Origin of the sequence: Microbacterium sp. No. 7, assembly GCF_001314225.1 — a bacterium.
Classification (GTDB): Bacteria; Actinomycetota; Actinomycetes; order Actinomycetales; family Microbacteriaceae; genus Microbacterium.
In genome coordinates this window covers 1,534,925-1,558,952 of the sequence record NZ_CP012697.1, presented here as the reverse complement: position 1 = coordinate 1,558,952, position 24,028 = coordinate 1,534,925, and the positions used below count along the sequence as shown (strand labels likewise).

23 protein-coding genes and 1 tRNA gene are annotated in these 24,028 nt (G+C 71.0%); 6 read left to right on the top strand and 18 right to left on the bottom strand.

The window, feature by feature from the left end; genetic code table 11:
- Positions 1-164 precede the first annotated feature (164 nt).
- Positions 165-983, top strand: a complete 819-nt coding sequence (locus tag AOA12_RS07115) for an alpha/beta fold hydrolase (protein ID WP_231637197.1) — start codon at positions 165-167, stop codon at positions 981-983.
- Complete coding sequence (locus tag AOA12_RS07110) at positions 976-1,566, top strand: TetR/AcrR family transcriptional regulator (protein WP_054681482.1); 591 nt, start codon at positions 976-978, stop codon at positions 1,564-1,566. The genes AOA12_RS07115 and AOA12_RS07110 overlap by 8 nt, the downstream gene beginning before the upstream one ends.
- 300 nt (positions 1,567-1,866) lie before the next feature.
- Here the strand turns inward: AOA12_RS07110 and AOA12_RS07105 are convergent, their stop codons facing one another.
- The 12 genes from AOA12_RS07105 to AOA12_RS07050 form a co-directional block, all read right to left on the bottom strand.
- Positions 1,867-3,090 (bottom strand): ABC transporter permease, encoded by a 1,224-nt coding sequence (locus AOA12_RS07105; RefSeq protein WP_054681481.1) that lies wholly within the window; start codon positions 3,088-3,090, stop codon positions 1,867-1,869.
- Positions 3,087-3,770 (bottom strand): ABC transporter ATP-binding protein, encoded by a 684-nt coding sequence (locus AOA12_RS07100; protein WP_335337370.1) that lies wholly within the window; start codon positions 3,768-3,770, stop codon positions 3,087-3,089. The genes AOA12_RS07105 and AOA12_RS07100 overlap by 4 nt, the downstream gene beginning before the upstream one ends.
- A gap of 11 nt (positions 3,771-3,781) precedes the next feature.
- On the bottom strand, positions 3,782-4,876 hold the full coding sequence (locus AOA12_RS23545) for an efflux RND transporter periplasmic adaptor subunit (RefSeq protein ID WP_054681477.1): 1,095 nt from the start codon (positions 4,874-4,876) through the stop codon (positions 3,782-3,784).
- Complete coding sequence (locus tag AOA12_RS23540; RefSeq protein ID WP_197281075.1) at positions 4,873-5,430, bottom strand: hypothetical protein; 558 nt, start codon at positions 5,428-5,430, stop codon at positions 4,873-4,875. Before AOA12_RS23540 ends, AOA12_RS23545 begins: the two co-directional genes overlap by 4 nt.
- Before the next feature lie 371 nt (positions 5,431-5,801).
- The gene (locus AOA12_RS07085) at positions 5,802-6,494 is read right to left on the bottom strand and encodes a response regulator transcription factor (protein WP_054681472.1); all 693 of its coding nucleotides are present in this window, start codon (positions 6,492-6,494) and stop codon (positions 5,802-5,804) included.
- 103 nt (positions 6,495-6,597) lie between these two features.
- Positions 6,598-7,320 carry a VOC family protein gene (locus AOA12_RS07080; protein ID WP_054681470.1) on the bottom strand — a complete coding sequence of 241 codons (723 nt, stop codon included), beginning with the start codon at positions 7,318-7,320 and terminating at the stop codon, positions 6,598-6,600.
- Between the two features lie 18 nt (positions 7,321-7,338).
- Positions 7,339-8,016, bottom strand: a complete 678-nt coding sequence (locus AOA12_RS07075) for a winged helix-turn-helix transcriptional regulator (protein ID WP_054681469.1) — start codon at positions 8,014-8,016, stop codon at positions 7,339-7,341.
- Between the two features lie 124 nt (positions 8,017-8,140).
- Positions 8,141-8,716, bottom strand: a complete 576-nt coding sequence (locus AOA12_RS07070) for an MptD family putative ECF transporter S component (RefSeq protein WP_054681467.1) — start codon at positions 8,714-8,716, stop codon at positions 8,141-8,143.
- 50 nt (positions 8,717-8,766) lie between these two features.
- Positions 8,767-10,239, bottom strand: coding sequence for an ABC transporter ATP-binding protein (locus tag AOA12_RS07065; protein ID WP_197281074.1), 1,473 nt, complete (start codon positions 10,237-10,239; stop codon positions 8,767-8,769).
- Positions 10,236-10,997 carry an energy-coupling factor transporter transmembrane component T gene (locus tag AOA12_RS07060; RefSeq protein ID WP_082406035.1) on the bottom strand — a complete coding sequence of 254 codons (762 nt, stop codon included), beginning with the start codon at positions 10,995-10,997 and terminating at the stop codon, positions 10,236-10,238. Before AOA12_RS07060 ends, AOA12_RS07065 begins: the two co-directional genes overlap by 4 nt.
- 9 nt (positions 10,998-11,006) lie before the next feature.
- The gene (locus AOA12_RS07055; RefSeq protein WP_054681460.1) at positions 11,007-12,737 is read right to left on the bottom strand and encodes an ABC transporter ATP-binding protein; all 1,731 of its coding nucleotides are present in this window, start codon (positions 12,735-12,737) and stop codon (positions 11,007-11,009) included.
- A complete protein-coding gene (locus AOA12_RS07050; RefSeq protein ID WP_054681458.1) occupies positions 12,737-14,470 on the bottom strand; it encodes an ABC transporter ATP-binding protein in 1,734 nt (577 codons plus the stop codon). Before AOA12_RS07050 ends, AOA12_RS07055 begins: the two co-directional genes overlap by 1 nt.
- A 193-nt stretch (positions 14,471-14,663) precedes the next feature.
- Between AOA12_RS07050 and AOA12_RS07045 the strand changes: the two genes are divergently transcribed.
- Positions 14,664-15,362: a TetR family transcriptional regulator gene (locus AOA12_RS07045; RefSeq protein ID WP_054681457.1), complete on the top strand. Its 699-nt coding sequence runs from the start codon at positions 14,664-14,666 to the stop codon at positions 15,360-15,362.
- Between the two features lie 94 nt (positions 15,363-15,456).
- On the opposite strand, the gene AOA12_RS07040 is transcribed toward AOA12_RS07045, so the two are convergent.
- From AOA12_RS07040 to galU, 5 genes are all read right to left on the bottom strand, one after another.
- Positions 15,457-15,927: a pyrimidine dimer DNA glycosylase/endonuclease V gene (locus tag AOA12_RS07040; RefSeq protein WP_054681455.1), complete on the bottom strand. Its 471-nt coding sequence runs from the start codon at positions 15,925-15,927 to the stop codon at positions 15,457-15,459.
- 206 nt (positions 15,928-16,133) lie between these two features.
- A tRNA-Ala gene (locus AOA12_RS07035) sits at positions 16,134-16,206 on the bottom strand.
- 52 nt (positions 16,207-16,258) lie between these two features.
- Positions 16,259-17,215: a hypothetical protein gene (locus AOA12_RS07030; protein ID WP_054681454.1), complete on the bottom strand. Its 957-nt coding sequence runs from the start codon at positions 17,213-17,215 to the stop codon at positions 16,259-16,261.
- A 72-nt stretch (positions 17,216-17,287) separates the two neighbouring features.
- Positions 17,288-17,890, bottom strand: coding sequence for a GNAT family N-acetyltransferase (locus AOA12_RS07025; protein WP_054681452.1), 603 nt, complete (start codon positions 17,888-17,890; stop codon positions 17,288-17,290).
- Positions 17,891-17,896: 6 nt separating this feature from the next.
- Entirely contained in the window at positions 17,897-18,775 is an 879-nt protein-coding gene (gene galU, locus AOA12_RS07020) for a UTP--glucose-1-phosphate uridylyltransferase GalU (RefSeq protein WP_054681450.1), read from the bottom strand.
- Between the two features lie 61 nt (positions 18,776-18,836).
- Here galU and AOA12_RS07015 point away from each other — a divergent pair, with 61 nt between their 5' ends.
- The 3 genes from AOA12_RS07015 to mscL are packed head-to-tail and all read left to right on the top strand — an operon-like array spanning position 18,837 to position 20,166.
- Complete coding sequence (locus AOA12_RS07015; RefSeq protein WP_054681448.1) at positions 18,837-19,433, top strand: 5-formyltetrahydrofolate cyclo-ligase; 597 nt, start codon at positions 18,837-18,839, stop codon at positions 19,431-19,433.
- Positions 19,434-19,463: 30 nt separating this feature from the next.
- Positions 19,464-19,760, top strand: a complete 297-nt coding sequence (locus AOA12_RS07010; protein WP_054681445.1) for an FmdB family zinc ribbon protein — start codon at positions 19,464-19,466, stop codon at positions 19,758-19,760.
- 31 nt (positions 19,761-19,791) lie between these two features.
- Complete coding sequence (mscL, locus tag AOA12_RS07005; protein WP_054681443.1) at positions 19,792-20,166, top strand: large conductance mechanosensitive channel protein MscL; 375 nt, start codon at positions 19,792-19,794, stop codon at positions 20,164-20,166.
- Positions 20,167-20,356: 190 nt separating this feature from the next.
- On the opposite strand, the gene AOA12_RS07000 is transcribed toward mscL, so the two are convergent.
- Positions 20,357-24,022: an AAA family ATPase gene (locus AOA12_RS07000; RefSeq protein ID WP_442922275.1), complete on the bottom strand. Its 3,666-nt coding sequence runs from the start codon at positions 24,020-24,022 to the stop codon at positions 20,357-20,359.
- Positions 24,023-24,028 lie beyond the last annotated feature (6 nt).

Genomic DNA, 24,028 nt, shown 5'->3' with positions numbered 1-24,028 from the left:
GGCTCGTGGCTCGTGCAGGAGATCTTCCGAGGATGCCGCCTGCACCCCACCGACACGCCCGGGATGCCGGAAAAGTCCTGCACGGCGCACGGGGACCCGGCGCGGACGGCGATCCCCGAACGAGGAGCAGTTACGGAGCATAACAGTATGTTATGCTCCGTAACATGAGAACGATCGATGTGTCCAGACCGGGCGGACGGATCGCCGTCGAGGTGGGCGGCGCGGGACCGCTGATCGTGTGCGTGCCGGGGATGGGCGAGTCCCGCGCCTCGTTCCGCCACCTCGTGCCGGGCCTCGTGGCGGCGGGGCACCGGGTGGCGGCGATGGACCTGCGGGGTCACGGCGACAGCACGATCGGGTTCGACGCGTACGACGATCCCGCTGCCGCCGGCGACGTGCTCGCAGTGATCGACGCGCTCGGCGGAGGGCCGGCGACGGTCGTGGGCAACTCGATGGGCGCCGCGGCCGGGGTGCTGGCCGCGGCGGAACGCCCCGAGGCGGTGAGCCGGCTGGTGCTGATCGGACCGTTCGTGCGCGACCACGGCTCGACGGCCGCCCGGCTGCTGCTGCGCGTGCTCCTGACCCGCCCGTGGGGGCCGGCGGTGTGGCGCGGCTACTACCGGTCGCTGTTCGGGCAGGAGACGCCGGCCGACCACGACGAGCACGTCGCTCGGGCGCTCTCGCTGCTGCGCCGCCCGGGGAGGTGGGCCGCGTTCCAGGCCACCGCGCGCACCTCGCACGCGGCATCCGAGACCGCGCTTCCGCGCGTGAGCGCCGCCACGCTCGTGGTGATGGGCGAGCGCGACCGCGACTTCCCCGATCCGGAGGCCGAGGCCGCGTGGGTCGCCGAGGCACTGCGCGGGCGGCATCGGATGATCCCGGGCGCGGGTCACTACCCGATGGCCGAACGGCCCGGCGAGGTGCTGAGCGCGATGCTGCCGTTCCTCGCGGAGACGGATGACGGGCAGGCGCGGAATGGCTGAGCGCCTCACCCGCCGTGCCGTGGTCGAGCGGGCCGCGCGGCTGTCCGACGACATCGGGTTCGACGAGCTGACGATCACCAAGCTCGGCCGCTCGCTGGGGATCGCCCCGCCCGGCGTGTACCGGCACGTCGCCGATCTCGGCGACCTGCGCCGCGCCCTGAGCCGGCGCGCGGCGCACGACGTCGCCGCCGTGCTGTCCGCCGCGTGCGCCGGGCTCTCCGGTGCGGACGCACTGACCGCGCTCGCCCACGCCCTGCGATCGTGGGCGGCCCGGCATCCCGGCCAGTACGCGGCTCTGCAGGTCGCTCCCGACCCCGACGACGCGGACGGGCAGGCGGCGGCCGCCGAGGTGCTCGCGACGTTCGCCTCCGCCCTGCGCGCCTACCGGCTCGACGGCGACGACCTGACCGACGCGCTCCGCCTGATCCGCAGCACGCTGCACGGCTTCGTCACCCTGGAGCACGGCGCAGGCTTCCGGCAGCCCCGCAGCCTCGACGCGACCTTCGCGCGCATCGTCGCGACGCTGCACGCCGCGCTCGCCGGCTGGTCGTCGTCCGTTCGCGAAGTGCCCCGACCCTCCTGAGGAGGATGCCGCACCGCCTCCCCCGCCACGAGTGGTCCCGACCGCGTGCTCCCGTTCGTTCGCGAGGGGCTGATCGTTGCCGAGGGCCGGATGCCGCCGAGTCCTCCTCGGGAACGCACGAGCCCCTCGCGAACGAACGCCGAGGCGGCCGGCGAGCGAGGAGACCCCGTGAGAACCGGAGTCTTTTCGACCGACGAGAGCTCCTCGCAGAAAGACAGAGCGCACGAAGGCCCTCGACCGGTCTGCCCTCCTCGAGCGGTCGCCCCGGAGGTCTCCGTCGGAGAGCGTGCAGAAGGCCGGTCACGTTGTTCGCAGTGCCACGGCGGGCGGCATCCGCGAGGCCCTGATGGCCGGCACGATGCCCGCGAGCGCGCCGATGAGGATCGCGCACCCGATGCCGCCGGCCCACGCCTGTGCGGGAATGACGATGGTCCAGCCCTTCGACGCGGCGTAGACGGCCGTCGCCACGACCCCGGTCAGCACGCCGGCCATGCCGCCGATGATCGCCAGCAGGATCGACTCCGTGAGGAACTGCGTCCGGATCTGTGCCCGAGTGGCGCCGAGGGCCCGGCGCAGACCGATCTCGGAACGGCGCTCGATCACGGCGATGATCATGATGTTGGCGACCCCGACTGCTCCGACGACGAGTGCGACCGCTCCGAGGCCCAGGAACAGGCTGTCGAAGGCGCCCGCGGCAGCCGCACGTGCGGTGAGAGCGTCGGAGGGCGTGCTCACGTTGACCTCGACGGGCGCCGCGGGATGGGCGGTTCGCGCGAGGACTTCCTGGACTTCCCGCTCGTGACCGGTTGCCGTGCGCACGTAGATGGACGTGGGCGGACCGACCTCGCGTGTGCCGCGACCGACGCTCACATGCCCCAGATAGGTCTTCGCGGCCGCGTATCCGACGACCGCGCTGTTGTCGACCTCTGGTGCCAGCGGGGACGGTTCCAGGATGCCGACGACGTCGAACCACGTTCCGCCGAGCCAGACGCGCGCGCCCAGCCCCACGCGGTCGATGCCGAGGCGCTGGGCGGCGGCGGATCCCAAGACGACGACGGGCAGCTGCGCTGTGGCCTCGTCGAGCCATCGACCGTGCCCGATCCCGGTGTTGAGCACATCCGGCAGGTTCACGCTGGCTGCTTGGACCTGGAGGCCTCCGGTGTTCGCCTCGGGGACCATCGCGTTGCGGTAGACGTGGGCCGTCGTCACCACCGACGTGTCGGCGACCTGCTCGACGTTCGCCAGGTGGCCGATCATCGCGGGGGCCGCGTTCGGAAGCTGCGCGGGTCCGCCGGCGAGACTCTGTCCGGCCTCGACGGTGATCATGTTCGTCCCGAGTCGGTCGATCTCGGCCAGGAGTCCGGCCTGGGATGACGCGGATAGCCCGAGGACCCCGACGATGGCCGCGGTGCCGATGGCGATTCCCAGCGCGGAGAGGGCCGCGCGCAGGCGCCGGGAGCGCAGTCCGACGCCGGCCACCCTGAGCGCATCGTGGAACCGGAGTCGTTCGCCACCGGCGCTCATGACAGCCCCTGCCGATCGCTGTCGGAGACGATCCGGCCGTCGAGCAGGCGGACCTGACGTGGCAGCCGGTCGGCCAGCACCGTGTCATGAGTGATCATGACGATGGTGGTGCCGAAGGCGTTCAACTCGCCGAGGAGCGCCATGATCGACGCGCCGTTGGCGCTGTCGAGGCTTCCGGTGGGCTCGTCCGCGAGGACCACGGCCGGCTGCCCGACAACGGCTCGAGCGATCGCCACGCGCTGCCGTTGGCCGCCGGACAGCCGGCTCGGCATGAAGTCCGCACGGTCGGCGAGGCCGACGCGCTGCAGGGCCACGTCTGCGAGACGGAGGCGCTCCCCCGCAGGAACACCGGCGTAGAGCAGCCCATCGGCGACGTTCTCGCGGACAGGAGCATGCTCGGCCAGGAAGAACTGCTGGAACACGAACCCGATCTTGTGGGCGCGGAGGGCGGAGACCTCGCGATCGTCGAGCTGGGCTGCGTCGACTCCGTCGATGCGCACCACGCCGCTTGTCGGCCTATCGAGGGTGCCCATGATGTGCAGCAGAGTGGACTTGCCCGACCCGGACTGCCCGACGATCGCCACCATCTCGCCGCGGCGGACGGAGAACGAGACCCCTCGCAACGCGTGGACGGGCGCCTGGCCGCCGTACTCTTTCGTGACGCCGTCGAGCTCCAGCACGATCGTGTTCGTCATGACGGCACCACCACCTGGTCCCCGGGGCTGAGGTCGCCTTCGACCTGAACCCGGCCGGTGGACTGGTCGATGAGTCCCAGCGTGACCGGTACCAGGCTGCGCCGGCCATCCGCGCCCACGAGGTCGACGGCGTATCCACCGCCAGTGTTGCCGACGAGCGCGATGATGGGCACGCTGAGGACGTCCGTCGCTCCGCCGGTGGTGATCTGCGCCTTGACGGGTGCGTGATCGAGCCCGGCCACCTCGTCGGGGTCGTCGAGGACGATGGTGACGAGGATCTTCGCGTCCTGCACACCGCTCTGGCCGTCCTGGGCGGCAGCGATCCTCCCCAGGTCCGAGACCTGACCCGTCGTCGTAGCACTGCCCGGCAAGGTGATGAGCACCGGTGCGCCCCTCAGCGCCTCGGTCCGCTGGGAGGGGTCGAGACCGACCTGTACGACCAGGGTGTCAGAGGTGGCCTCCACGACGGGGGTGCCCGGCTGAGCCCCGGCGCCCAGCTGCACGGGCACCCGTGCCACTCGGACGGCGGAGGGGAGCACCACGGCGTCGGCGCGAGCGAACTCCCCTGTCTCCGCCTGTCCACGGTCGCGCTGGAGCTTCTTGAGAGCCGCCCCTGTGCTCCAGGAGAAGACATCGTCGGCGGGGTCGATCTCCACGCCTGCGGCCCGGTCGTGGCCGAGGGCGTGGAGGGCTCGATTGAGTTGAGCGACATCGGGTCCTGTCGCGCCGATCGCCAGGTCTCGGTACTGCGGGGTCTCTCCGCACAGCAGAAGCACCGGCTTGTCGTCCACCCGGTAGAGCACGTCTCCGCAGGCGACGGCGTCGCCGACGGCAGGCAACGCCGTGTAGGTGCCGCCCGCCTGGTTGATCGCGACGTACGGCGCGCCATCGGGTCGGGCGCGATGGGTCAGCGTTCCGCTCGCTGAGATCGCCTGCGAAAGATCTCCGCGCTCGACATCGGCGGTCGTGACGGAGGTGACCGGTTCCGCAGTGGTGGCATCGGTCTGGTTGGCGACGACGGCAGACCCGCCGATGCAGGCCAGCGCCACAACCGCCGCCGCGACGGTCAGTGCCGTGGTGCGCTTCTTCACGGGGTGAGCCCCGCGTCGCCCATCAGATGGTCGCACCCGTCCAAGGCGGTATCGAGCCTGTCCATGCCGCCGGGCTGATTCGCGGACGGGATCCTGGTCGTGTCGACGAGCGGATCGCCGGGGCCCGGATCCGGGAAGTCGGTGAGGCCGTTGTCGCGAACGCACTGCGCGAAGGCGAGCGCCGCCGCCTGCTGGTCGTCGGTGCGCCGGTACCCGGTGAACCCGGCGGGCTGCAGATCCCGACATGCGGTGAGCGCCTGCTCGAAAGTCGCGCTGCCGGTGTCGATGTTCGTGTTGTTGGCGATCGCGTCGATGGTGAGCCGGCCGGAGGCGTCGGGATCCGGGAAGTCCGGCACCCCGTTGTCGCGCATGCACTGGGAGAAATCGATCGCGGAACCGGTGCTTGCACCGTCGTGCTGATCGGTGTCGGCGTTCTCCGCCTGGGTCGAGCATCCTGCCGCGAGCAGCACGAAGAACGCGGCCACGAGCGGCAACGAACGTCGCCTGCGCGCTGTGGGCGGAGCGCTCGTCGTCGTGGGTCCGGTCCTCGTCATCGTCGGCATCCTTCGGTCGTCTGTTGTACGTCGTGTCGTCAGTCAACGCGGAGCGGCGTTGCCCGCCCGTATCGCGATCTCGATACGTTTTCGATACGTGCCGGCCGAGAGTCGCCCCGCCGCACGACGGCCGCGTCAGCGCTGGTCTGATGCTGTCGGCAGCCGCACCGCGGCGCGGAGGCCGCCGGCCGGCTCGACCGCGGTGCTGACGTGCACCGTTCCGTGCTCTTGGCTGCGAAACGTTGCTGCGCGGCGACGTGGGCTTCGAGCTGGGCGAGCACGCCGTCGAAGGCGTCGGCGAGCTCTCGGAACTCGTCGTGGTGACCCTCCAGCTGAGGGCGAGTGTGAGCCGGACGCTCCACCCGGGCGCTCTATCCGCCGGCGATGCCGCCGCCGGCGATCGGCTCGGTGTCGATGCGGTAGCCGACGCCCGGAACCGTCGCGATGAGCCAGGGCTCGCCGAGCCGCTTGCGCAGGGCCGAGACGGTGATGCGCACAGCATTGGTGAACGGGTCGGCGTTCTCATCCCATGCCCGCTCGAGGAGATGCTCGGCGCTGATCACGCCGCCCTCCGCCTCGACGAGCACTTCCAGCACGGCGAACTGCTTGCGGGTGAGCGCGACATAGCGACCATCACGATAGACCTCGCGCCGGAAGGGATCGAGCCGCAACCCCGCGATCTCCCTCACCGGCGGGCGGCTGTGGGCGCGCCGGCGGGCAAGCGCCCTGATTCTGAGAACCAGCTCGCGCAGCTCGAACGGCTTCGTGAGGTAGTCGTCGGCGCCGAGCCCGAACCCGGATGCCTTGTCATCGAGCCGATCCGCAGCGGTCAGCATCAGAATGGGCGTGCCGCTGCCGGAGGCGACGATGCTCTCGGCGACCTCATCGCCGGAGGGCCCCGGGATGTCCCGGTCGAGCACCGCGATGTCGTACCGGTTGATGCTCAGCAGCTCCAGAGCGGTATCGCCGTCGCCGGCGATGTCGGCGGCGATCGCCTCCAGGCGCAGGCCGTCGCGGATGGCCTCGGCCATGAACGGCTCGTCCTCCACGATCAACACGCGCATGATCCCAGGGTATGAGCGGACACATATCGTCAGCGTAAGAAGAACGAGACACGGCCTGGGAATCCGCCTCTCTCAGAGCGGCGGCGCGTGGCTCGACGCCATGTCAGACCCTACGACTGCCGCCTTCGCGGACCGTCAGCACGCCGCCATCGGGGTCGGCGAGGATCGCGGCACGGCGTTCCTCGCCGATGACCGTCGCGCCGAGGCCCACCAATCGCGTCAGCTCAGCCGTGAGGTCGTCTGCGATCACCTCGAACCGCTGCTCGCCCGGCACGTGCTCGGTGCCGTCATCCTCTCCATCCCAAGCGATCTTCGTACCGCCGAAAGGCGACTGGATGGCGGTCTGCAGTCCTTCGTCCCACACCAGCGGCCAGCCGAGCGCATCCCGCCAGAACAGGCCGACGTCTCGCGAGCCGTCGCAGGTCACCTCGCCGAGCGGACCGCAGCCGGCGAGGTAGCCGTTCCCCGGCTCGATGATGCAGAAGTCGTAGCCGGCGGGGTCGCTCATGTAGATCTCGCCGTCGGCGGGAATCGGCTTCGTCCCGCGCCGGGATCCGCCCAGACGTGCGGCGGTCTCCATGATCTGCATCGGCGTGTACGAGGCGGTCGTGGCGATGTGCAGATGCAGTCGCTGCCGCGATGGCGCCGTCGCCGGGTCGAAGGCGCTTGCGGCCACGAATCGCAGCCCGAGCTGGGTCTCGTTCCCCGGCACCAGGACGCCGTCGGGGGCTTCGATCATGTCACGGCCGAGCACGCCGGCCCAGAAGACGCCCGCCGCCTCCGGATTCCGCGTGTCGAACGCCACTGCACTGAGAGTCAACGTCATCTTCCGGTCCCTCTCGTCTCAGCGGCGCAGCTCGCCCGGCGCCGTCCCGCCATAGGGGACGGTGAAGATCGACACGAAGTCGGCGAGCAGGCGGGGATCGCCTTCCACGAGCACCGCGTTCTCGGCGATCGCCGTCGCCGGATCCACCACGCCGGCCAGCAGATCGCGGAATCCCGGCCCGCCGGTGATCACCAGATCAGCGGCGGGATGCTCCCCGGCCCCGACATCCGCCCTGCCGTCCTTGACGATGGCGTGCGCGGCAGCGTCCCCGACTCTGACGGTGAAGATGAGCGGCCGGCCGGCCGAGGCGGCCCCGACCGCCGCGACCCGCAATGCAGAGACCAAGGATGCCTCGGTCACGATCTCACCCTCCCGTGGCTCGCGCATCTCCGCCGCGCCCCAACGCGAGAGGGCGTCGAGTGCCGGCTGAAGCTCGGCACCGCGACCGGTGATCGCGTACACGATCGAGCGATCGGCGCCGCTGCGCGCCTCGCGCACGACCAATCCGTCCTGCTCCAGCTCCTTCAGACGCGTGGACAGGAGATTGGAGGGTATGCCGGGAAGCCCCGCCGCGAGATCGGAGTAGCGGCGGGGCCCGACGAGCAGGTCGCGCAGGATCAGCAGCGTCCACCGCTGTCCCAGCACCTCGGCCGCCCGCGCCAGACCACAGAACTGCCCGTACTCCCGGTTGCGCATGCGACAAGAGTAGCACTTGACTTTATTTCATGATTCTTACTTTATTTATTGAAGTATCATCCGCTATCCACGGCGGAAACAAGGAGCACCCCCACCAGGCACGGCTGAGCAGCGCGGATCCCAGCTACACGACCCCTGCTCGGGTGAACTGCTTGCGGGTCATGGCGCGTCCCCAGTAGCAGCCGGCGATGGCGGCGATCACCGTGGCCGCGCAGAGCACGATGAGGAGCACCGGATTCATCATCTCGGTGCCCTCGCGGGCGATGTCGGCCACGGTCGCGTCGCGATCCGCGTAGAGCTCGAGGTAGGCCTCGCGCATCCAGACGAAGGGGATGAGGGTGCCGAGGGCGTAGCCGAGTGCGAACACGGAGTAGGAGATCACCATGGAGCTGAACGTGCGGCGGCCCAGGACGCCGTAGAGGATCTCGGCGACCAGGCCGCCGACGATGGTGCAGATGGTGGTGATGCCGCCGGGGGCGTCGCGGAAGAGGATCAGGCCGACGAGGATCGAGGCGATGAGGAAAGCTCCGGGACGCTGGACCTTGCCGAGAAGGACGGTGAAGATCACGGCGCCGAACAGGCCCATGTAGACCGGGAGCACGATCATCATGATCGGGAAGAAGCTGAGCATCCCGCCGATGAAGAACAGCACCATGAAGAGGGCGATGAAGACGCCCATGGTGACGAGGTCGCGCACCATGGAGGGCCTCCTCGTCGTCCGAGGAGCCGGGGCAGGGAGGTCGGATGCGGTCATGGGGTTTCCTTTCGATCGGGGTCGCTGACGGAGGTGAAGGCGTTGCGGCGTTCGAGCCGCCCGGAGTCGACGTCGACCCAGCCGGTGACCGTGCGGGCGGCGAACTCCTCGTCGTGGGTGGCGACGACGACGAGCGCTCCCTGGTCTGCGAGTCGGGTGAGGAGCTCGGAGACGCGGCGCATGCTGCCGGCGTCGAGTCCGCTCGTGGGCTCGTCCAGGCAGATCACCTCGGCCTGCTTCATCGCGGCCAGGGCGATGCCGAGGCGTTGCTTCTGCCCGCCGGAGAGGGTGAGCGGATGCCGGTCGCGGAGGTGGTCGAGACCCATCTGCTCGAGCAGCTCCGCGGCACGGCGTTCGGTCGCGGGGCCGCGCGGCGGGCCGATGAGCAGTTCCTGCTGCACGGTTCTGCCGAGCAGCTGGTAGTCGATGTCCTGCATCACGTAGGCGCAGTCTCGGATGCGGCGCCGGGCCGGCCACCGTGCCCCATCGCGGGTGATGGTGCCGGTGCGGGCACGGTGGGCTCCGATGATGAGCCGGAGCAGGCTGGTCTTCCCGCTGCCGTTGGGCCCGGCGATCCCGATGACGCCCCGGTCGGGCAGGCTGAGGTCGTCGGTCTGCCAGAGCACGTCGCCGCCGCGGTATCGAAGCCGCACCCCCTGCAGCCGCGGACCCCTGCCATCCGGGTGCGAAGGGACCGGTTCGTGGAGAGGACGTGAAACCGGGAGCCGCAGTGCGCGTTCGGAGAACCATTCCGGGTCGAGTCCGGCCACATCGGCCGCGGTGAGGTCGTGGAGGACGCGCCCGCGCTCGAGCACGAGGAGCCGGTCGAGTGCGCCGGTGAGGTACTCGATGCGGTGATCGGCGATGAGCACCGTCACCCCGGCCGCGGTGAGGCGTTCGACGGTGTCGCGCAGCATCCGCAGGCCGTCGCGGTCGAGGTTCGCGGAGGGCTCGTCGAAGAGGAGCACGCGGGGCCGGAGCATCATCGCTGCGGCGATGGCGACCTTCTGCTTCTGCCCGGAGGAGAGCGAGGTGAGGCGCCGCCCCAGCAGATGCCGCATCTGGAGCAGGTCGGCCGTCTCTTCGACGCGTCTGCGGATCTCCTCGCCGGAGACGGCGAAGTTCTCGCAGGGGAAGGCGAGCTCGCTGGTGACGTCGTAGGTGAAGAACTCGGCCCGCGGGTCCTGGAACACCATCCCGACCGAGCGGGCGAGCTCGCGCGTCTCGACCCGGTCGACCGGCTGCCCGTCGAGGACGACGGAGCCGGTGACGGCCGCGTCGAAGAACCCGGGGACGAGACCGTTGATGGTGCGCAGCAGCGTGGTCTTGCCGCAGCCGCTCGCCCCGGTGATCAGCACGCATTCTCCCGAGGCGATGCGCAGATCGACCCCGCGCAGCACCGGCGGCAGCGGGGTGCCGTCGCCTCCGAGGTAGGAGACGGTGAGGTCGGAGACGGCGATCGCGGTCACCAGCCCCACCCGTCCTCGATCCGGCCCGCGGTGAGGGCGAGGGCGACGACCACGGCGATCGTCATGGCCGTCGCGAGGATGTCGGCGGCGCCGATGCGGGGCGGGATCAGTGCGGTGCGGGCGGCGTGCTCGTCGAGGCCCTTGCAGACGGCGACGGAGGAGAGCTCGTCGGCGATGAGCGCCGAGCGCATGACGATGGGCACCAGGAGGTGCTCCGCCTCGGTGATCGGCGAGGTCGCCCATCGTCGCCACCCGGGGCGGGTCGAGCGGAGCCGGTTGCCGAGGGCGATCACCCGCAGCTCGCCGAAGAGGGTGGGGATGTACCGGTAGACGACCATCGTCACGATGAGGAGCATCCGGGGCACCCGGATCGCGGCGAGCGCGGCCATGATCTGGCTCATCGGCACCCCGCTGAGCACGAGCCAGAGCGCGGCGGCCATGGGGTAGGCGTGCAGGCCCATCGTCGCCGCGGCCCCGACATACGCGACCCCGGGGACGGCGACGAGCCAGATGCTCGCCCTCTGGATCAGGGACAGGAACAGGTAGCCGGTGACAAGACCCCACAGCGCGTGGAGCCTGCGGAACACGAGAAGCAGTCCGAGCGCCCACAGGGTCAGCAGGAGAAGCCCGGACTCGGTGCGGATGAGCCCGGTCCCGACCGCGAGGACGACGACCAGCAGGAGTCCGATGCGGACGTCGGGCGTCGCCGCGGTCCAGACCACCGGTTCGGGTTCGGTGCGTTCCTGTTGCAGGGCCATGCTCGTGGCTCAGAGCCGCCACCGCCCGCGCTGGGCGGATGCGGTGAGGAAGTCGGCGTACAGGCCGCCCTGCCGGGCGAGATCGGTGGGAGTGCCGTGCTCTGCGATGGTGGCGCCGTTCTCGCCCGGTTCGAGGACGACGATCTGGTCGGCGTTCTCGACGGTGCTGAGTCGGTGAGCGACGACGATCACGGTGCGGCCGTGGGCGAGCTTCGAGATGACTCCGGTGATCGCCGCCTCGTTCTCGCCGTCGAGGGCGGAGGTGACCTCATCGAGCAGCAGGATCGGGGCGTCCTTGACGAAGGCCCGGGCGATCGCCACACGCTGTCGTTCTCCTCCGGAGAGCCGGGAGCCGGCAGGGCCGACGATGGTGTCCCACCCATCAGGCAGGGCGTCGATCACCCTGTCGAGCGACGCCGCCTGCGCCGCGGCGGCGAGCTGCTCGTCGGTGGCGTCGGGGCGAGCCAGACGCAGGTTCTCCCGGATCGTCGTGTCGAAGAGGTAGACGTCCTGGAACACCATCGCGATGTGGTCCATCAGCACCGGCGTCGGGATGCGTCGCACATCGACTCCGCCGATCGTCACCCGACCCCGGCCGACGTCCCAGAACCTGCCCACCAGGCGCAGCAGCGTCGACTTGCCCGACCCGGACGGTCCGATGATCGCGGTCACACGGCCGGCCGGGGCGACCAGGTCGATTCCGTCGAGCACCGGACGCCCGGACAGGTACTCGAAGCCCACGCCCTCGAAACCCACGGTGGTGTCCTCGGGGACCGTGACGGCGTCCTCGCCGGGTTCGGGGAGCGTGTCGGCGCCGACGATCCCGCCGATCGCTTCGAGGGCGACCACGGAGTGGTGCACCTCGGCGCCGTAGAGCACGGCCTGGGCCAGGGGCTCGGCCATCCGAACCGTGACCGCCGCGACCGCGATGAAGGCGGCCATGTCGAGCCGCGCACCCAGCGCGAGGGCGAGGCCGACGGCGAGCACGGCCGCCATCATCAGGTTGGCGAGGATCGAGAACACCACGGTCGGCCGCGATGAGGCCCGCAGGGACTGCTCGATCCTCTCGCCTTCGTCCGCGAGCGCGGCATCCAACGGCGCCCAGCCGCGTTCGGTGGCGCGGGTTGCGCGCAGCACGGGTTGGAGGCGGGCGAACTCGATCAGCCGGCCGGCGCTCGCCCTGGCGACGGCGCCTTCGACGGTCTTCGTGCGCACGGTGATCGTTCGCATCCGCCGCCACGCCCACGCCAGGAACGGGGCGACGGCGGCCATGATGAGCGCAAGCCGCCAGTCCACGAACGCGACGACGACGACCATCGTCGCGGGAACGACGAAGCCGTTGGCGATGTTCGGCAGCAGCATCGAAGCCACGTGCGAGAGCGTGCCGACCTCGTTGGCGACCGCGGCGGCGACCGCGGCCTCCCGGCGCGCGTCGAACCATCCCAGGGGCAGCTGCATCACCCGGTCGCCGACCCGCCTGATGAGGGCGTCGCAGATCTCGTAGACGCTCACGCGGTAGGAGCGGATCAGCACGGCCACGTTCACGACCACCGTGGTCACCCCGGCGACGACGATGGCGATCGTCCACGGCCACAATGCGGTCCGGTCGCCGAACAGCGCCCGCAGGAACGGGATCATCAGTCCCAGGGTGAGGCCCTGCAGGATCGCGGCGACGATGAAGAGCAGGGTGAGCCGGCGCAGCTGCCGGTTCCCGACGAGGGTGCCCATGAGCCGGAACATCACGCGACCTCCGCGTTCTTGGTCTGCGCGGCCCAGAGTCCGGCGTAGATGCCGGCCGCGGCGAGGAGCTGCTCGTGCGTTCCTCGTTCGGCGATGCGACCGTCGTCGATGACGAGGATCTGGTCGGCGGAGGCGATCGTCTGCAGGCGGTGGGCGACGACCACGACCGTGCGACCGGCGCACAGCGCGGTCAGGGCACGGTGGATCTCGTTCTCCGCCTCCGGGTCCAGCTGTGCGGTCGCCTCGTCCAGGATCAGGATCGGCGCGTCCTGCAGATAGGCGCGAGCGATCGTGATCCGCTGCCGTTCGCCGCCGGAGAGGAACCCGTCGTCCTCACCGACCACGGTGTCGTAGCCGTGCGGAAGCCGACCGATGCGGTCGTGGATGCACGCCTGCCGGGCGGCCTCCTCGATCTCCTCCCTGCTGGCGTCGGGCCTGCCGAGGGCGATGTTCGCGGCGATCGTGTCATGGCTGAGCGCGACATCCTGGAACACGACCGCGATCCGGGAGAGCAGCCAGTCCGCCGTCGTGTCCCGCACATCGACGCCGCCGACGCGGACGGCGCCCGAGTCCACGTCGAAGAAGCGGGCGATCAGCCGTGCCACCGTCGTCTTGCCGCTGCCCGACGGTCCGACCAGCGCGGTGACGGTCCCCGCGGCCGCCTCGAACGACATCCCCCGCACGACGGGCTCCTCCGGGTCGTACCCGAACGTCACGTCCTCGAAGGCGATCGACCCGGGCGTCGGGCCATCACCGTCGGTGAAGGCGCCGTGGGGCATCGGCGGGATCGAGAGCAGGGCTGCGGTGTCTTTCGCTGCGCGGATCGACTCCTGCAGCTGCTGCCCGATGCCCGCCAGCGCGAGCAGACCGGAGGGGATGCCGAGGGTGAGGATCAGGAAGGGCAGCACATGGGGTGCGTCGATCCAGCCCAGGGAGAGGAACAGCACGGCGATCGGCACCACGGTCGCGAACACCGCGGCCGGCTGGAACAGCGCCTGGAGGACGGCCATCGCCCGCCCCGACCTGCTCATCCACTCGTAGCTCGTCTCCGTGAACTCGGCGCGCGCGTCATCGAAGCGGCTCTGCACCGATCGCGCGCCCTGGAAGCTCTTCACCTCCTTGATGCCCTCGACCAGCTCGACCGTCGCAGAGGAGAGCTGCGCCTGCACGGCGGAGAACCGCTCCGTCAGACCGCCCATGCCCGACATGCCGAGCCCGAAGACGACCACGAGACAGAGCAGCCACACGAGCAGCACCGCGAGGGCGAGCCCCCAGTTCACCCAGAACAGGTAGCCCACGCCGGCGATGAGCCCGATGATCATGCTCACCGCGTCGCCGGAGAGGTGCGCGACGAGCACATGGATCGTGCCGGTGTCGTCCACGACGATCTTGCGGATCCGGCCTGACGAGGTCTGCGCCACCCTCCCCAGCGGCATCCTCCCGAGCGCGTCGACGAGCCGGCTCCGCAGCTGGGTGCGCAGCCGGGCTTCTGCGACATGGGTCATCCCCACCCCGAACATGTACAGCGCCTGACGGACGATCTCCGCGGCGACCCCGACCGCAAGCCACCTCCACATGACCTGTCCGGGAGACCCGGCGGCCCAGGCCACCGCGATCTCGGTGAGAGCCACGTACGGCACGATCCTCAACACCGCCGAGAGTCCCGACAGCACCGCCGCGGCGGTCATCGATCCCTTCGCCGGCGCGACCAGCTGCCGGATCGTCATGCTCATACGTCGCCCCTCGGTGAAATGCAGTGGTCATGACGCGGAGGGTGTCGGAACCGGCGGACGACCTCGCGGTCATGTGTGCGAGTCGCCGTGCGCATCGCCGGCGGCTTCCTCGCTCTTAGGTGAGCCTAACTGAATTTTCGGCGGTGCGTCAATAAATCAGGATCCGTGTCCCCGGCTCCGATAGCCTGGACGCATGACGGCGAGAACGCGCTCTTCGAGATCGCCCGGACGGCCGAACCGGATCGACCGGGATGCGATCGCCGACGCCGTGCTCGAGCTCGCATCCGAAGGGATCGACGCCCTCACCGTTCAACGAGTCGCTGACGCACTCGGCGTGCAGCGCTCGGCCATCTACCACTACGTCGACGGGCGCGATGGACTGCTGCACGTGCTCGCGGAACGCCTCGCCGAACGCCTCGTCCTGCCCGAACCCGGCGATGACTGGCGAAGCTACCTGCGCGCCTCGTTCTCTGCGACCGTCGAGGCATGCGCTCGGTACCCTGGCGCGATCGAGCTCATCTACAACAACGTCTGGCCCCTGCCCGACCGGTTCATGACGTCCGCGATGCAGCTGATCGAGAACCTCACCGGGTACGGGATGCCGCTCGAACTGGCCACGGCAGCCGCTGATCTCATCAGCAACTTCGCCGTCGACGAGACTCGTCGTGTCGAGAGGATCCAACGCCTCGCCGCGAACGGAGCCGGCTTCACCGACGGCGTCGTGCCCGGACGACCCGAGACCGAGGCCACCCGAGTGGCCATGAAGGACCACTACGACGCCGGGCCGGATTTCTGGGTCGAGACCAAGCTCGGCATCCTCCTCGACGGCATCGAGCTGCGCTTCGACCGCCATAGGGCCCGGCCTGATCCGAATGGAGACGGACATGGCTGACACGACCGAGCGATTGGCGGACCGAGGCGGGTCCACTCACATGAGCGGAAGCGCGTCGAGCGGCTGAAAGCCGTATGGGAAGAGGAGACGGCGTTCACGCGTCGCCGCCCAGAGGCCCGAGCCGCGCTGGGTCCGGGCCTGGCCTCTCCCAGTCCTCGACCGGGCCAGGGACGATGCGGAACAGCCGGTGCGGCTCCGGCGTGACGTCGCGCCACCTCGCAGCAACCTCCGGGCTTCGTTCTACGAGCTTGGCCTGGAGGTGCCCCCATTCGTAGCCGAGCTGACCCTCCGTGACCGCGATCAACGCGTTCGTCGCGACCGGCCGTTCGATCCGAGTCCGGTCGAAGCGATAGCCCCGCAGGTCGGCCTCGTCGACCAGCCCGGTCAAGTAGGCGCCGACGGCGCCGATCGGATCGTCCTGCGCCCGGAAGCGGACGAGCTGCGGATGCCGGGTGTAGCCGCGCGTACGCCCGGCCAGCACGGCCTGAGCGAGCAGCGTCTCCCGCCAGCAGGCCACCAGCCCCTTCCCGTCCAGGAAACGGGGATGCACCGACCAGATCCGCATGTCCTCGTCCCTTCTCGTTCCGTCAGACCCGGGATCGCGGCTCTCGACGCTTCGCGATGCGCCCGAAGCGGCCGGCAGACCCACTGCGCCTTCAGGAGTGACGGCAGGCCATCAATGCCGATCCGGGCGTGTCCGCAAACGGCTGAGGCCGCCCATCGGGCGGCCTCACAATGCTGTCGTGTGCGCTTCTGACAAGAGCACCTCGGTGGACCTGAGGGGATTCGAACCCCTGACCTCTTCATTGCGAACGAAGCGCGCTACCAACTGCGCCACAGGCCCTTGAACCTCAGAAACACTATCACGCCGAGGACGTCATGGCCGAACCGGGGCCCTACTGCCCCACCGCGCGGCTGAGCAGCAGCTCGCGCACGTGCGCCTCGATCGCCGCGTCGTCGGTGGGCGCGAGGCGTGCGCTGCGGGCCGTCGCGATGGATGCCGGTGCCGTGCGCGCCGCACGTTCGCGCAGCGCCTCTTCGAGGGCGATCCGGCGCAGCTGCTCGTGCGCGGCGGCGCCGTCGAGCACTGCGGCGGCGCGCGATCCCGTGGAGGCCGTGAGCGGCTTGGGCAGCTCTCGCGGCATCCATCCGGTGCGATCGGAGTCGAGCGGCACGTCCTGCACGCGCGCCACACGCCGAGCCGGCTGAGCGACCGCCTCGCGCACGACCTGCCGCTGCTGCACGCGCGACATGCGCCGCAGCAGCAGCGCGCACAGCACGACGCCCGCTCCGGCGCTCCACAGCAGCATCTGCGAGCCCGACGTCACCAGGTCCACGCCGCCGCGCACCGCGACCGCGAGGGACAGCACGCCCACGATCGTCACGAGCAGGCGGGCACGCCGGCGCGCCCGGGCCCGGCGCCGTGCGGGCGCGGCCTGCGCGGCGGCCGCCTCGGCACGGGCGCGCTCGCGGCGCTCCGCGACCTCGGCACGCGCGCGCTCCCGGGCGACGACGGCCTCTGCGCGGGCCTGCGCCCGCTCGGCCGCCGCGACCTCGCGGGCCGTCAGAGCCGCCGCGCGAGCGCCCTCCAGCGCCGCGCGCTCCCGCTCGGCGAGCACCTCGCGGGCGAGCCTGCGCTGCGCCGCCGCGGTGCGCGCCGACAGCTCCAGGTGCACCTCGCGGGGCGTCTCGCTCGTCTCCGCGAGCACGCGCAGGGCCTGGCTGAGCCGCACGGCGTTGCGCTCGGCCGCGTCGAACCGGTGCCGCTGCACCCAGGTGGGCACGAGATAGATGAGCCACAGCACGACGGCGACGAGAACGATGACGCCGCCGCCGAGAATCTGCCCATCCATGACGTCCACGCTAAGGCCGATGCCCGCGAAGCCTCGAGCATCGGCCCGCGTGTCGAAACCTCAACATCAACTTCAGGGTTTGAGTCCGATCCCGGGCGGCACGCGCCCCTCCAGCCAGCGCCGCAGCACGCCGTCGGGCACCTCCTCGGCGGTCAGCGCGAAGCAGTGGTGATCGCGCCAGTCGCCGTCGATGTGGATGAACGCCTTGCGCAGGCCCTCGTAGCGGTAGCCCAGCTTGTCGACGACGCGCAGGCTCGCGACGTTCTCGGGACGGATGCAGATCTCCATGCGGTGCAGGCCGAAGTCGCTGAAGCACACGTCGGTCGCCAGCGCGACGCACGTGGGCGTGATGCCGCGGCCCGCGAACCGCTCGCTCACCCAGTAGCCGATCGTCGCCGTCGACAGCGACCCGCGCGCGATCCCCCACACGTTCAGCTGGCCGGCGACCTCGCCCTCGTACTCCATGACGAGGGGGATGCCGACGCCGTCACGGTACTGCTGCAGCAGGCGCCGCACGCCCGAGCGCATGTCGAACGAGGGTCTCGTCCCCGGCGTGGTCGCCTCCCAGGGCTGCAGCCACGCCCGGTTCGCGAGCAGCTCCTCCTGCAGCACGCGCGCATCGCGTTGGCGCACGAGACGGATCGAGATCTGTCCGTGCTGCCAGGGCGCGAGCATTCTCACTCAGAGATCCGCCGCGAAGTCCTTGAGCCACGGCCGCAGGTCGGGTCCCAGGTCTTCGCGCGCCGCGGCGAGCTGAACGATCGCCTTGATGTAGTCGAGCCGGTCGCCGGTGTCGTAGCGACGCCCGCGGAACACGACGCCGAGCACGCCGTCGCCGACGGCGAGCTCCTGCAGCGCGTCGGTGAGCTGGATCTCGCCGCCCTTGCCGGGCTCCGTGCGCTCGAGGATGTCGAACACGCCGGGGGTGAGCACGTAGCGGCCGATCACGGCGTAGTTCGACGGCGCGTCCTCCTTCTTCGGCTTCTCCACGAGTCCCGTCACGCGCACGACGTCGGGGGTGTCGGTCGGCTCGACGGCCGCGGCCCCGTACATGTGGATGTGGTCGGGGTCGACCTCCATGAGGGCGATGACCGTCAGGCCCGTCCGCGCGTTCTGCTCGAGCATCGTGGTGAGCAGCTCGTCGCGCTCGTCGATGAGGTCGTCGCCGAGCATGACCGCGAACGTCGCGTCGCCCACGTGCGAGCGCGCCCGCAGCACCGCGTGGCCGAGCCCCTTGGGCTCGCCCTGGCGCGTGAAGTGGATGTCCGCGAGATCGGTGGACGCCTGCACGCGCTGCAGCCGGTCGTGGTCGCCCTTGCCCGCGAGGTTGTGCTCGAGCTCGGGAACGGAGTCGAAGTGGTTGGAGATGTTGTTCTTGTTGCGCCCGAGGATGATCAGGATGTCGTTGATGCCCGCGCTGACCGCCTCTTCGACGACGTATTGGATGGCCGGCTTGTCGACGACCGGGAGCATCTCCTTCGGCATCGCCTTCGTGGCGGGAAGGAATCTCGTCCCCAGGCCCGCCGCCGGGATGACGGCCTTGATCTTTGCGCTCGACATGGCGACCACTCTATCGAGCCCGGCGTGAGAACCCCTGGCAGGGGGTGCCTACAATCAGACCATGACGGATGCCATCGCCCACGCCAAGCGCGCCCTGCGCGCCGAGCTGCGCGAGCGGCGCCAGCAGACGTCCGCGGCCTCGCGCGAGGCCGCGGCATCCGGCATCGCCGCACAGCTCTGGCGGCTCGTCGAGACGACGGGTGCGCGATCGCTGTCGTGCTATCTCTCCTCCCCCGCCGAGCCGGGGACACGGCCGTTCATCAACGAGGCCATGGCGCGCGGCCTGCGCGTGCTGCTGCCGGTCACGCGCACCGACGGGCTGCTCGACTGGGCCGTCGCGACGCCCGGCGGCGGCGAGTTCACCGGCCTGTTCGGCACGCCCGAGCCGCTCGGCGAGCTGCTCAGCCCCCTCGCCGTCGGCGACGTCGACCTCATGGTGATCCCCGCCGCGGCGGTCGACCGCTCCGGCATGCGCATGGGCTGGGGCCGCGGGTACTTCGACAAGACCCTGGGATCGATGGAGAAGCGCCCCCCTGTCTACGCCGTCGTCTATGATTCCGAGCTGATCGACGACGTGCCCCGAGATCTCCACGACCAGCCCGTGACCGGCGCGGTGACGCCCACGCGGACGGTCGTGTTCCCCCTGTCCGACCGCTGATCCCTCAGCCCGACCCGTTCCCGAGGTCTCATGCCCACCTATGCCTACGCCTGCACCCAGTGCCGTCACGCGTTCGACGCCGTGCAGTCCTTCTCCGACCCCTCGCTGACCGAGTGCCCCGAGTGCGGCGGCACGCTGCGCAAGCAGTACGGCTCGATCGGCGTCACGTTCAACGGGTCGGGCTTCTACCGCACCGACTCGCGATCGGGCGGTACGAGTTCGCCGGCGAAGAACGGCGACTCGGGCGCGTCGACTAGCGCTCCCTCGTCGTCTTCGGCATCATCGGCAGCAACCACGTCTGCGGCGCCCGCCGCTGCGGGCGCGTGATCCTTATCACCGGACAGCAGGGGGAAGAGCCATGATCAAAGGCTTCAAAGACTTCATCATGCAGGGCAACGTCATCGACCTCGCGGTCGCCGTCGTCATCGGCGCGGCGTTCAGTGCGATCGTCGATGCCATCGTCGCGGGTCTCATCGAGCCGCTCATCGCCCTCGCCTTCAACGCCGACGACATCGCCGACGCTACGCTCGGACCGTTCGGCATCGGACTGATCATCGCAGCGGTCATCAAGTTCCTCGCCGTCGCGATCGTGATCTACTTCGTGTTCGTCGCGCCGATGAACGCGGTCAAGGCACGCCAGGCCGCCAAGGCCGGCGCGCCCGCCGACGAGGCGCCCACCGAGCAGGAGCTGCTCGTGCAGATCCGCGACCTGCTGGCGAGCAAGCAGCAGTAGTCACCAGTGCGGCGGCACCTCTCGCCGCAGCCGCTCATCGTTCGGACCGGGTGCGTCCGAGCCGGATGCCGTGGTCGTCCCTCGCGGGACGTCTGCGGCATCCGTCGTCTCGGGCCCCGGCTCCTCGCCCGCCCCGGGCGCCGGCGTGAGCCGTGCCCGCCGGGGAGAGACACGCTCGACGCGCTGCCGCTCAGCCGACATCGAGCGGCTGGGTCGCGTCGGCGGCGGGCGGCGCGTCGGCGTCGATGCCGAGGATCGCGGCGATCCCCGCGGCGACGCCCGCCGGATCGCTGTAGAGGTCGAAGGAGTGCACCCGCACATAGTGCCAGCCCAGCCTGCGCAGGATCTGCGGACGCAGGCGCAGCGACTCGCGGAGCGAGCCGGAGCGCGTCTCGGGGTCGCTCTCGACGACGACGGCGGTGCCCCGGTGCTGAGCGACGAGCGGGAGCAGGCCCCGGTAGTCGACGTCGACGGCGGCGCCGAGCCGGCGCAGGTGCTGCGCGAGCGTGCGGGTGAGCGGGTCGGCGAGGTCTTCGAGACGGTGCTCGCGGCCTCGCGCCGCGATGCCGCCAAGGATCGACATGACCGTCGCTGCGCCGTGCTCGAGGCGTCCCTCGTCGAAGGCCGACGGCCGGATCGACGAGACGATGACCATCGAGCGGCGCGCGCGCGTCATGCCGACCGTGAGCAGCCGGTCGCCGTCGGGCGTCGACAGGTCGCCGAAGTCGCTGAGCACCCGTCCGTGCTTCGTGAGCCCGAAGCCGAGCGAGAAGATCACGCGGTCGCGGCTCTCGGCGACCGACTCCTCGAGCGTGAGCACGGCGAACGGCTCGGCGGTGTCGCGGCCGACGAACGGCGCCACGTCGCTGCGACCCGCGAACGCGGTGGCGACGGCGGCGCGCACCCGCTCGGCGTGCCGCCGCGACGCCGTGATGACCATGAGCGACTCGGTCGGCCGGTTGAGCGCGTGCTCGGTGACGAGGGTGACGACCCGCGCGACCTCCGACTCCGGGCTCTCGACCGCGCCGGTGACGGGATCGGGCGTGCCGTACCCGCCCTCGACGTAGTCGACGCTGAGGCTGCCGCGTCCGAGGTACGAGCCCGCCCACGGGAGCGAGGCGATCTCTCCCCCGTAGAACGCGTCGTTGACGAGCTGCACGAGGTCTTCGCCGCCCGCACGATAGCTCTGCGTGAGCGTCATGACCGGCAGCAGGTCGGCGAGGCGCTCGAACACGCTGACCTCGTCGAAGGCGGCGGGCCCCTGCTCCTCGCCCGTCGGCAGCCCCGACGCGAGCTGGAACGGCGTCGGCTTCTGCGTGACGGGGTCGCCGAAGACGACGACCTGCCGCGCGCGGCGCAGCGCCGGCGCGGCCTCGGCGAGGCACAGCGCCCCCGCGTCGGCGATGATCACGGCGTCGAAGGAGTCGGCGATCTGCGGCACGTCGTAGGGCGACGCGAGCCACACGGGAGCGAGCGTGCGCAGCAGGCTGCGCACGTCGCCGAGCAGCTGCGGCGCCGACACGTCGCCGGCGCGCAGGGCCTGGCGGAGCCGCTCGGCCTCGTCGGCCTCGTCGACGATCGCGACCTTCCACCGGGTCGCCAGCTCGGCGGCCAGCAGCGGCCCGGCCGACGCCTGGTGGGCTTCGTCGACGACGCGGAAGTCGCCCTCGAGGCGATCGACGATCGCGGTGTTCGCGCCCAGCAGCGACCGGTCGCTGCGCAGCATGGCCTCCAGCGCCGACTGCCACCACGCGAACTCGAACTCGGCCGCGACCTGCTGCTCGGGCACGTGGCGCGTGGACAGCTCGGCGAGCAGCGGCTCGAGGCCCATCGCGGCGAGCTCGTCGCGCAGGGTCGCCCGCTCGACGAGGTTGTCGAACACCTCCGACTGCGCGGCGAGGTCGGCGAGCAGGCGCAGCAGCCGCTCGATCGGCAGGGTCGCGAGGGGCACGCGACGGCCGAGGATGCGGTCGAGGTCGGCGAGGCCGGCGTTCGCGCGCTGCCACGCCACCGCGAGCTCGCCCATGCCGGGGGGCGCCTCGGGCAGCACGCCCGGCTCGATCAGGGCCTCCCACCGGTCGCGCTGGTCGCGCACCTGCAGCAGCGCCTCGTGCATGTCGCCGACGTGCATCCCGGGCCGCACGTACTCGCGCGACAGGCGGCGCAGCCGGCGACGCTCCGAGCCCGACATCGACGACCGGCCCGGCGCATGGGCCGTGATGAAGTCGTCGATGGGGCGCTCGAACACCGTGAGGCTGAACCGGTCGAGCGACGAGCGGATGCCCTGCAGCAGCTGGATGTACTCGCCGAGCTCGGCGACGGTCGAGAACGGGCGCATGTGGGTCTGCGCGACGAGGTCGTAGCCGTTCTCGAGGATGCCGGGGACGTCGGCGTCGTGCAGCCTCTCGGCGAGCGCGTGGGCGGCCTGCGCCTCGGCGTTCGACGAGAACGCGACGCCGTACCAGGGCGAGTCGTCGGGGCCGAAGCGGAACTCGCCGAGCCGTGCGGCCGCGGTGAGCGCGGTGGCCGCCGACGAGCGCCGCGTCGCGAGCGACTGCAGCGTGGCGGCGTCGAACCGCGTCGTCGCACTGGGCTGCGGCGCCGTCTGCGCGATCGTCGTGAGCGTGCGCAGCGCCTCGAGCGGCGAGATGCCGAAGGGGCCGTGCCGGTGCGTGAGCGCGTCGCGGTAGTCGCGCAGCACGGCGCGCAGCCGCACGAGCGCGTCGTCGACCTCGGCGACCTTCGGCAGGGCCGCCTTCTCGTTGCGCGAGATCGCCCGTACGAGGTCGCGCTTCAGAGTGCGCGGCGACACCGCGAGCGCGGGCAGGCCGATGCCCGCGAGACGGTGCCGCACGCCGTCGAGCGTGGCGCGGCGGGCGCTCACGACGAGCACGCGCCGGCCCGTGCGCACGAGCTCTCCGACGGCGTTGATGACGGTCTGCGTGCCGCCGGTGCCCGGGAGCGTGTGCACCGCGAGCGAGTGCCCGGCGACGATGCGCGCGAGCACGGCCTCCTGCTCGCCGTCGGCGTCGAGCAGGAGGCGGTCGGCGGCCGGCGGCCGCTCGTCGGTGCTCACCGTCTCGGGCAGCGCGGCGACGGTCGTGAGGGTGTCGCGGTCGGCCCGGCGTCCGGCGAGCGCGCCGAGCATGGCCGGCTCGTTCTCGGCGGTGTCGCGCAGCATCGCGGCGGAGACGTCGGCGAACGTGGAGACGACCAGGCGCGGGCGCACCGTGAAGGTCGGCACGTGCGCGGTGAGCGCGCGCAGGCTGTCGATGACGGGCTGCGGCTTGAACACGCCGCCGTCGTCGGCGAGCGCCGCGAGCGCGGGTCCGTCGATCTCGATGCCGAACTGCTCGCGCACGGCGTGCGCGAGCTCGGGGTTGATCTCGAACGAGCCGCCGAGGCGCAGCTCGAAGTCGGCGTGGTGGCGCCGGATGACCAGGGGGCGCAACAGCACGGGAGCCGTGAACTCGCGGTCGCCGAATCGCCACGACGCGATCCCGACCGCGAGGTGCACGGTGTCGAGGGCGCGTGCCGTGCGCAGCTCCACGTCCTTCGCGGCGATGCGCTCGGCGGCGATGCGGGCGCCGCGCGCGGCGACCTCGTCGCGGAAGAGGTTCGACAGCAGCGTCGACCGTCCCGTGATGAACTGCGGCAGGCTCCCGGGGTGCGCCTTGGTGATGTCGAGGCCGCCGTCGACGGTGTCGCTGAAGTGCAGCAGGGTCGAGCGGGTGCCCAGTCCGGCGCTCTCGGCGTGCAGGCGGACGCGCAGCGCGTCGCCCTCGTCGGCGTCGGCCGCGCCGCCGTCGGCCGGGGTCTTCTCTGTCGGCGTCGTCTCTTCGTCGCTCACGGGCACAGCTCC

Bases quoted from the DNA above. Each gene is read 5' to 3' on its own strand.
- AOA12_RS07080 (WP_054681470.1), bottom strand. From the start codon at position 7,320: ATGACGTTGACTCTCAGTGCAGTGGCGTTCGACACGCGGAATCCGGAG.
- AOA12_RS07030 (WP_054681454.1), bottom strand. From the start codon at position 17,215: ATGGATGGGCAGATTCTCGGCGGCGGCGTCATCGTTCTCGTCGCCGTC.
- AOA12_RS07040 (WP_054681455.1), bottom strand. From the start codon at position 15,927: ATGCGGATCTGGTCGGTGCATCCCCGTTTCCTGGACGGGAAGGGGCTG.
- AOA12_RS23540 (WP_197281075.1), bottom strand. From the start codon at position 5,430: ATGACGAGGACCGGACCCACGACGACGAGCGCTCCGCCCACAGCGCGC.
- AOA12_RS07075 (WP_054681469.1), bottom strand. From the start codon at position 8,016: ATGCGCAACCGGGAGTACGGGCAGTTCTGTGGTCTGGCGCGGGCGGCC.
- AOA12_RS07115 (WP_231637197.1), top strand. From the start codon at position 165: ATGAGAACGATCGATGTGTCCAGACCGGGCGGACGGATCGCCGTCGAG.
- mscL (WP_054681443.1), top strand. From the start codon at position 19,792: ATGATCAAAGGCTTCAAAGACTTCATCATGCAGGGCAACGTCATCGAC.
- AOA12_RS07045 (WP_054681457.1), top strand. From the start codon at position 14,664: ATGACGGCGAGAACGCGCTCTTCGAGATCGCCCGGACGGCCGAACCGG.
- AOA12_RS07070 (WP_054681467.1), bottom strand. From the start codon at position 8,716: ATGGTGCGCGACCTCGTCACCATGGGCGTCTTCATCGCCCTCTTCATG.
- AOA12_RS07015 (WP_054681448.1), top strand. From the start codon at position 18,837: ATGACGGATGCCATCGCCCACGCCAAGCGCGCCCTGCGCGCCGAGCTG.
- AOA12_RS07085 (WP_054681472.1), bottom strand. From the start codon at position 6,494: ATGCGCGTGTTGATCGTGGAGGACGAGCCGTTCATGGCCGAGGCCATC.
- AOA12_RS07060 (WP_082406035.1), bottom strand. From the start codon at position 10,997: ATGGCCCTGCAACAGGAACGCACCGAACCCGAACCGGTGGTCTGGACC.
- AOA12_RS07025 (WP_054681452.1), bottom strand. From the start codon at position 17,890: ATGCTCGCGCCCTGGCAGCACGGACAGATCTCGATCCGTCTCGTGCGC.
- AOA12_RS07050 (WP_054681458.1), bottom strand. From the start codon at position 14,470: ATGAGCATGACGATCCGGCAGCTGGTCGCGCCGGCGAAGGGATCGATG.
- AOA12_RS07055 (WP_054681460.1), bottom strand. From the start codon at position 12,737: ATGTTCCGGCTCATGGGCACCCTCGTCGGGAACCGGCAGCTGCGCCGG.
- AOA12_RS07105 (WP_054681481.1), bottom strand. From the start codon at position 3,090: ATGAGCGCCGGTGGCGAACGACTCCGGTTCCACGATGCGCTCAGGGTG.
- AOA12_RS07110 (WP_054681482.1), top strand. From the start codon at position 976: ATGGCTGAGCGCCTCACCCGCCGTGCCGTGGTCGAGCGGGCCGCGCGG.
- AOA12_RS07010 (WP_054681445.1), top strand. From the start codon at position 19,464: ATGCCCACCTATGCCTACGCCTGCACCCAGTGCCGTCACGCGTTCGAC.
- galU (WP_054681450.1), bottom strand. From the start codon at position 18,775: ATGTCGAGCGCAAAGATCAAGGCCGTCATCCCGGCGGCGGGCCTGGGG.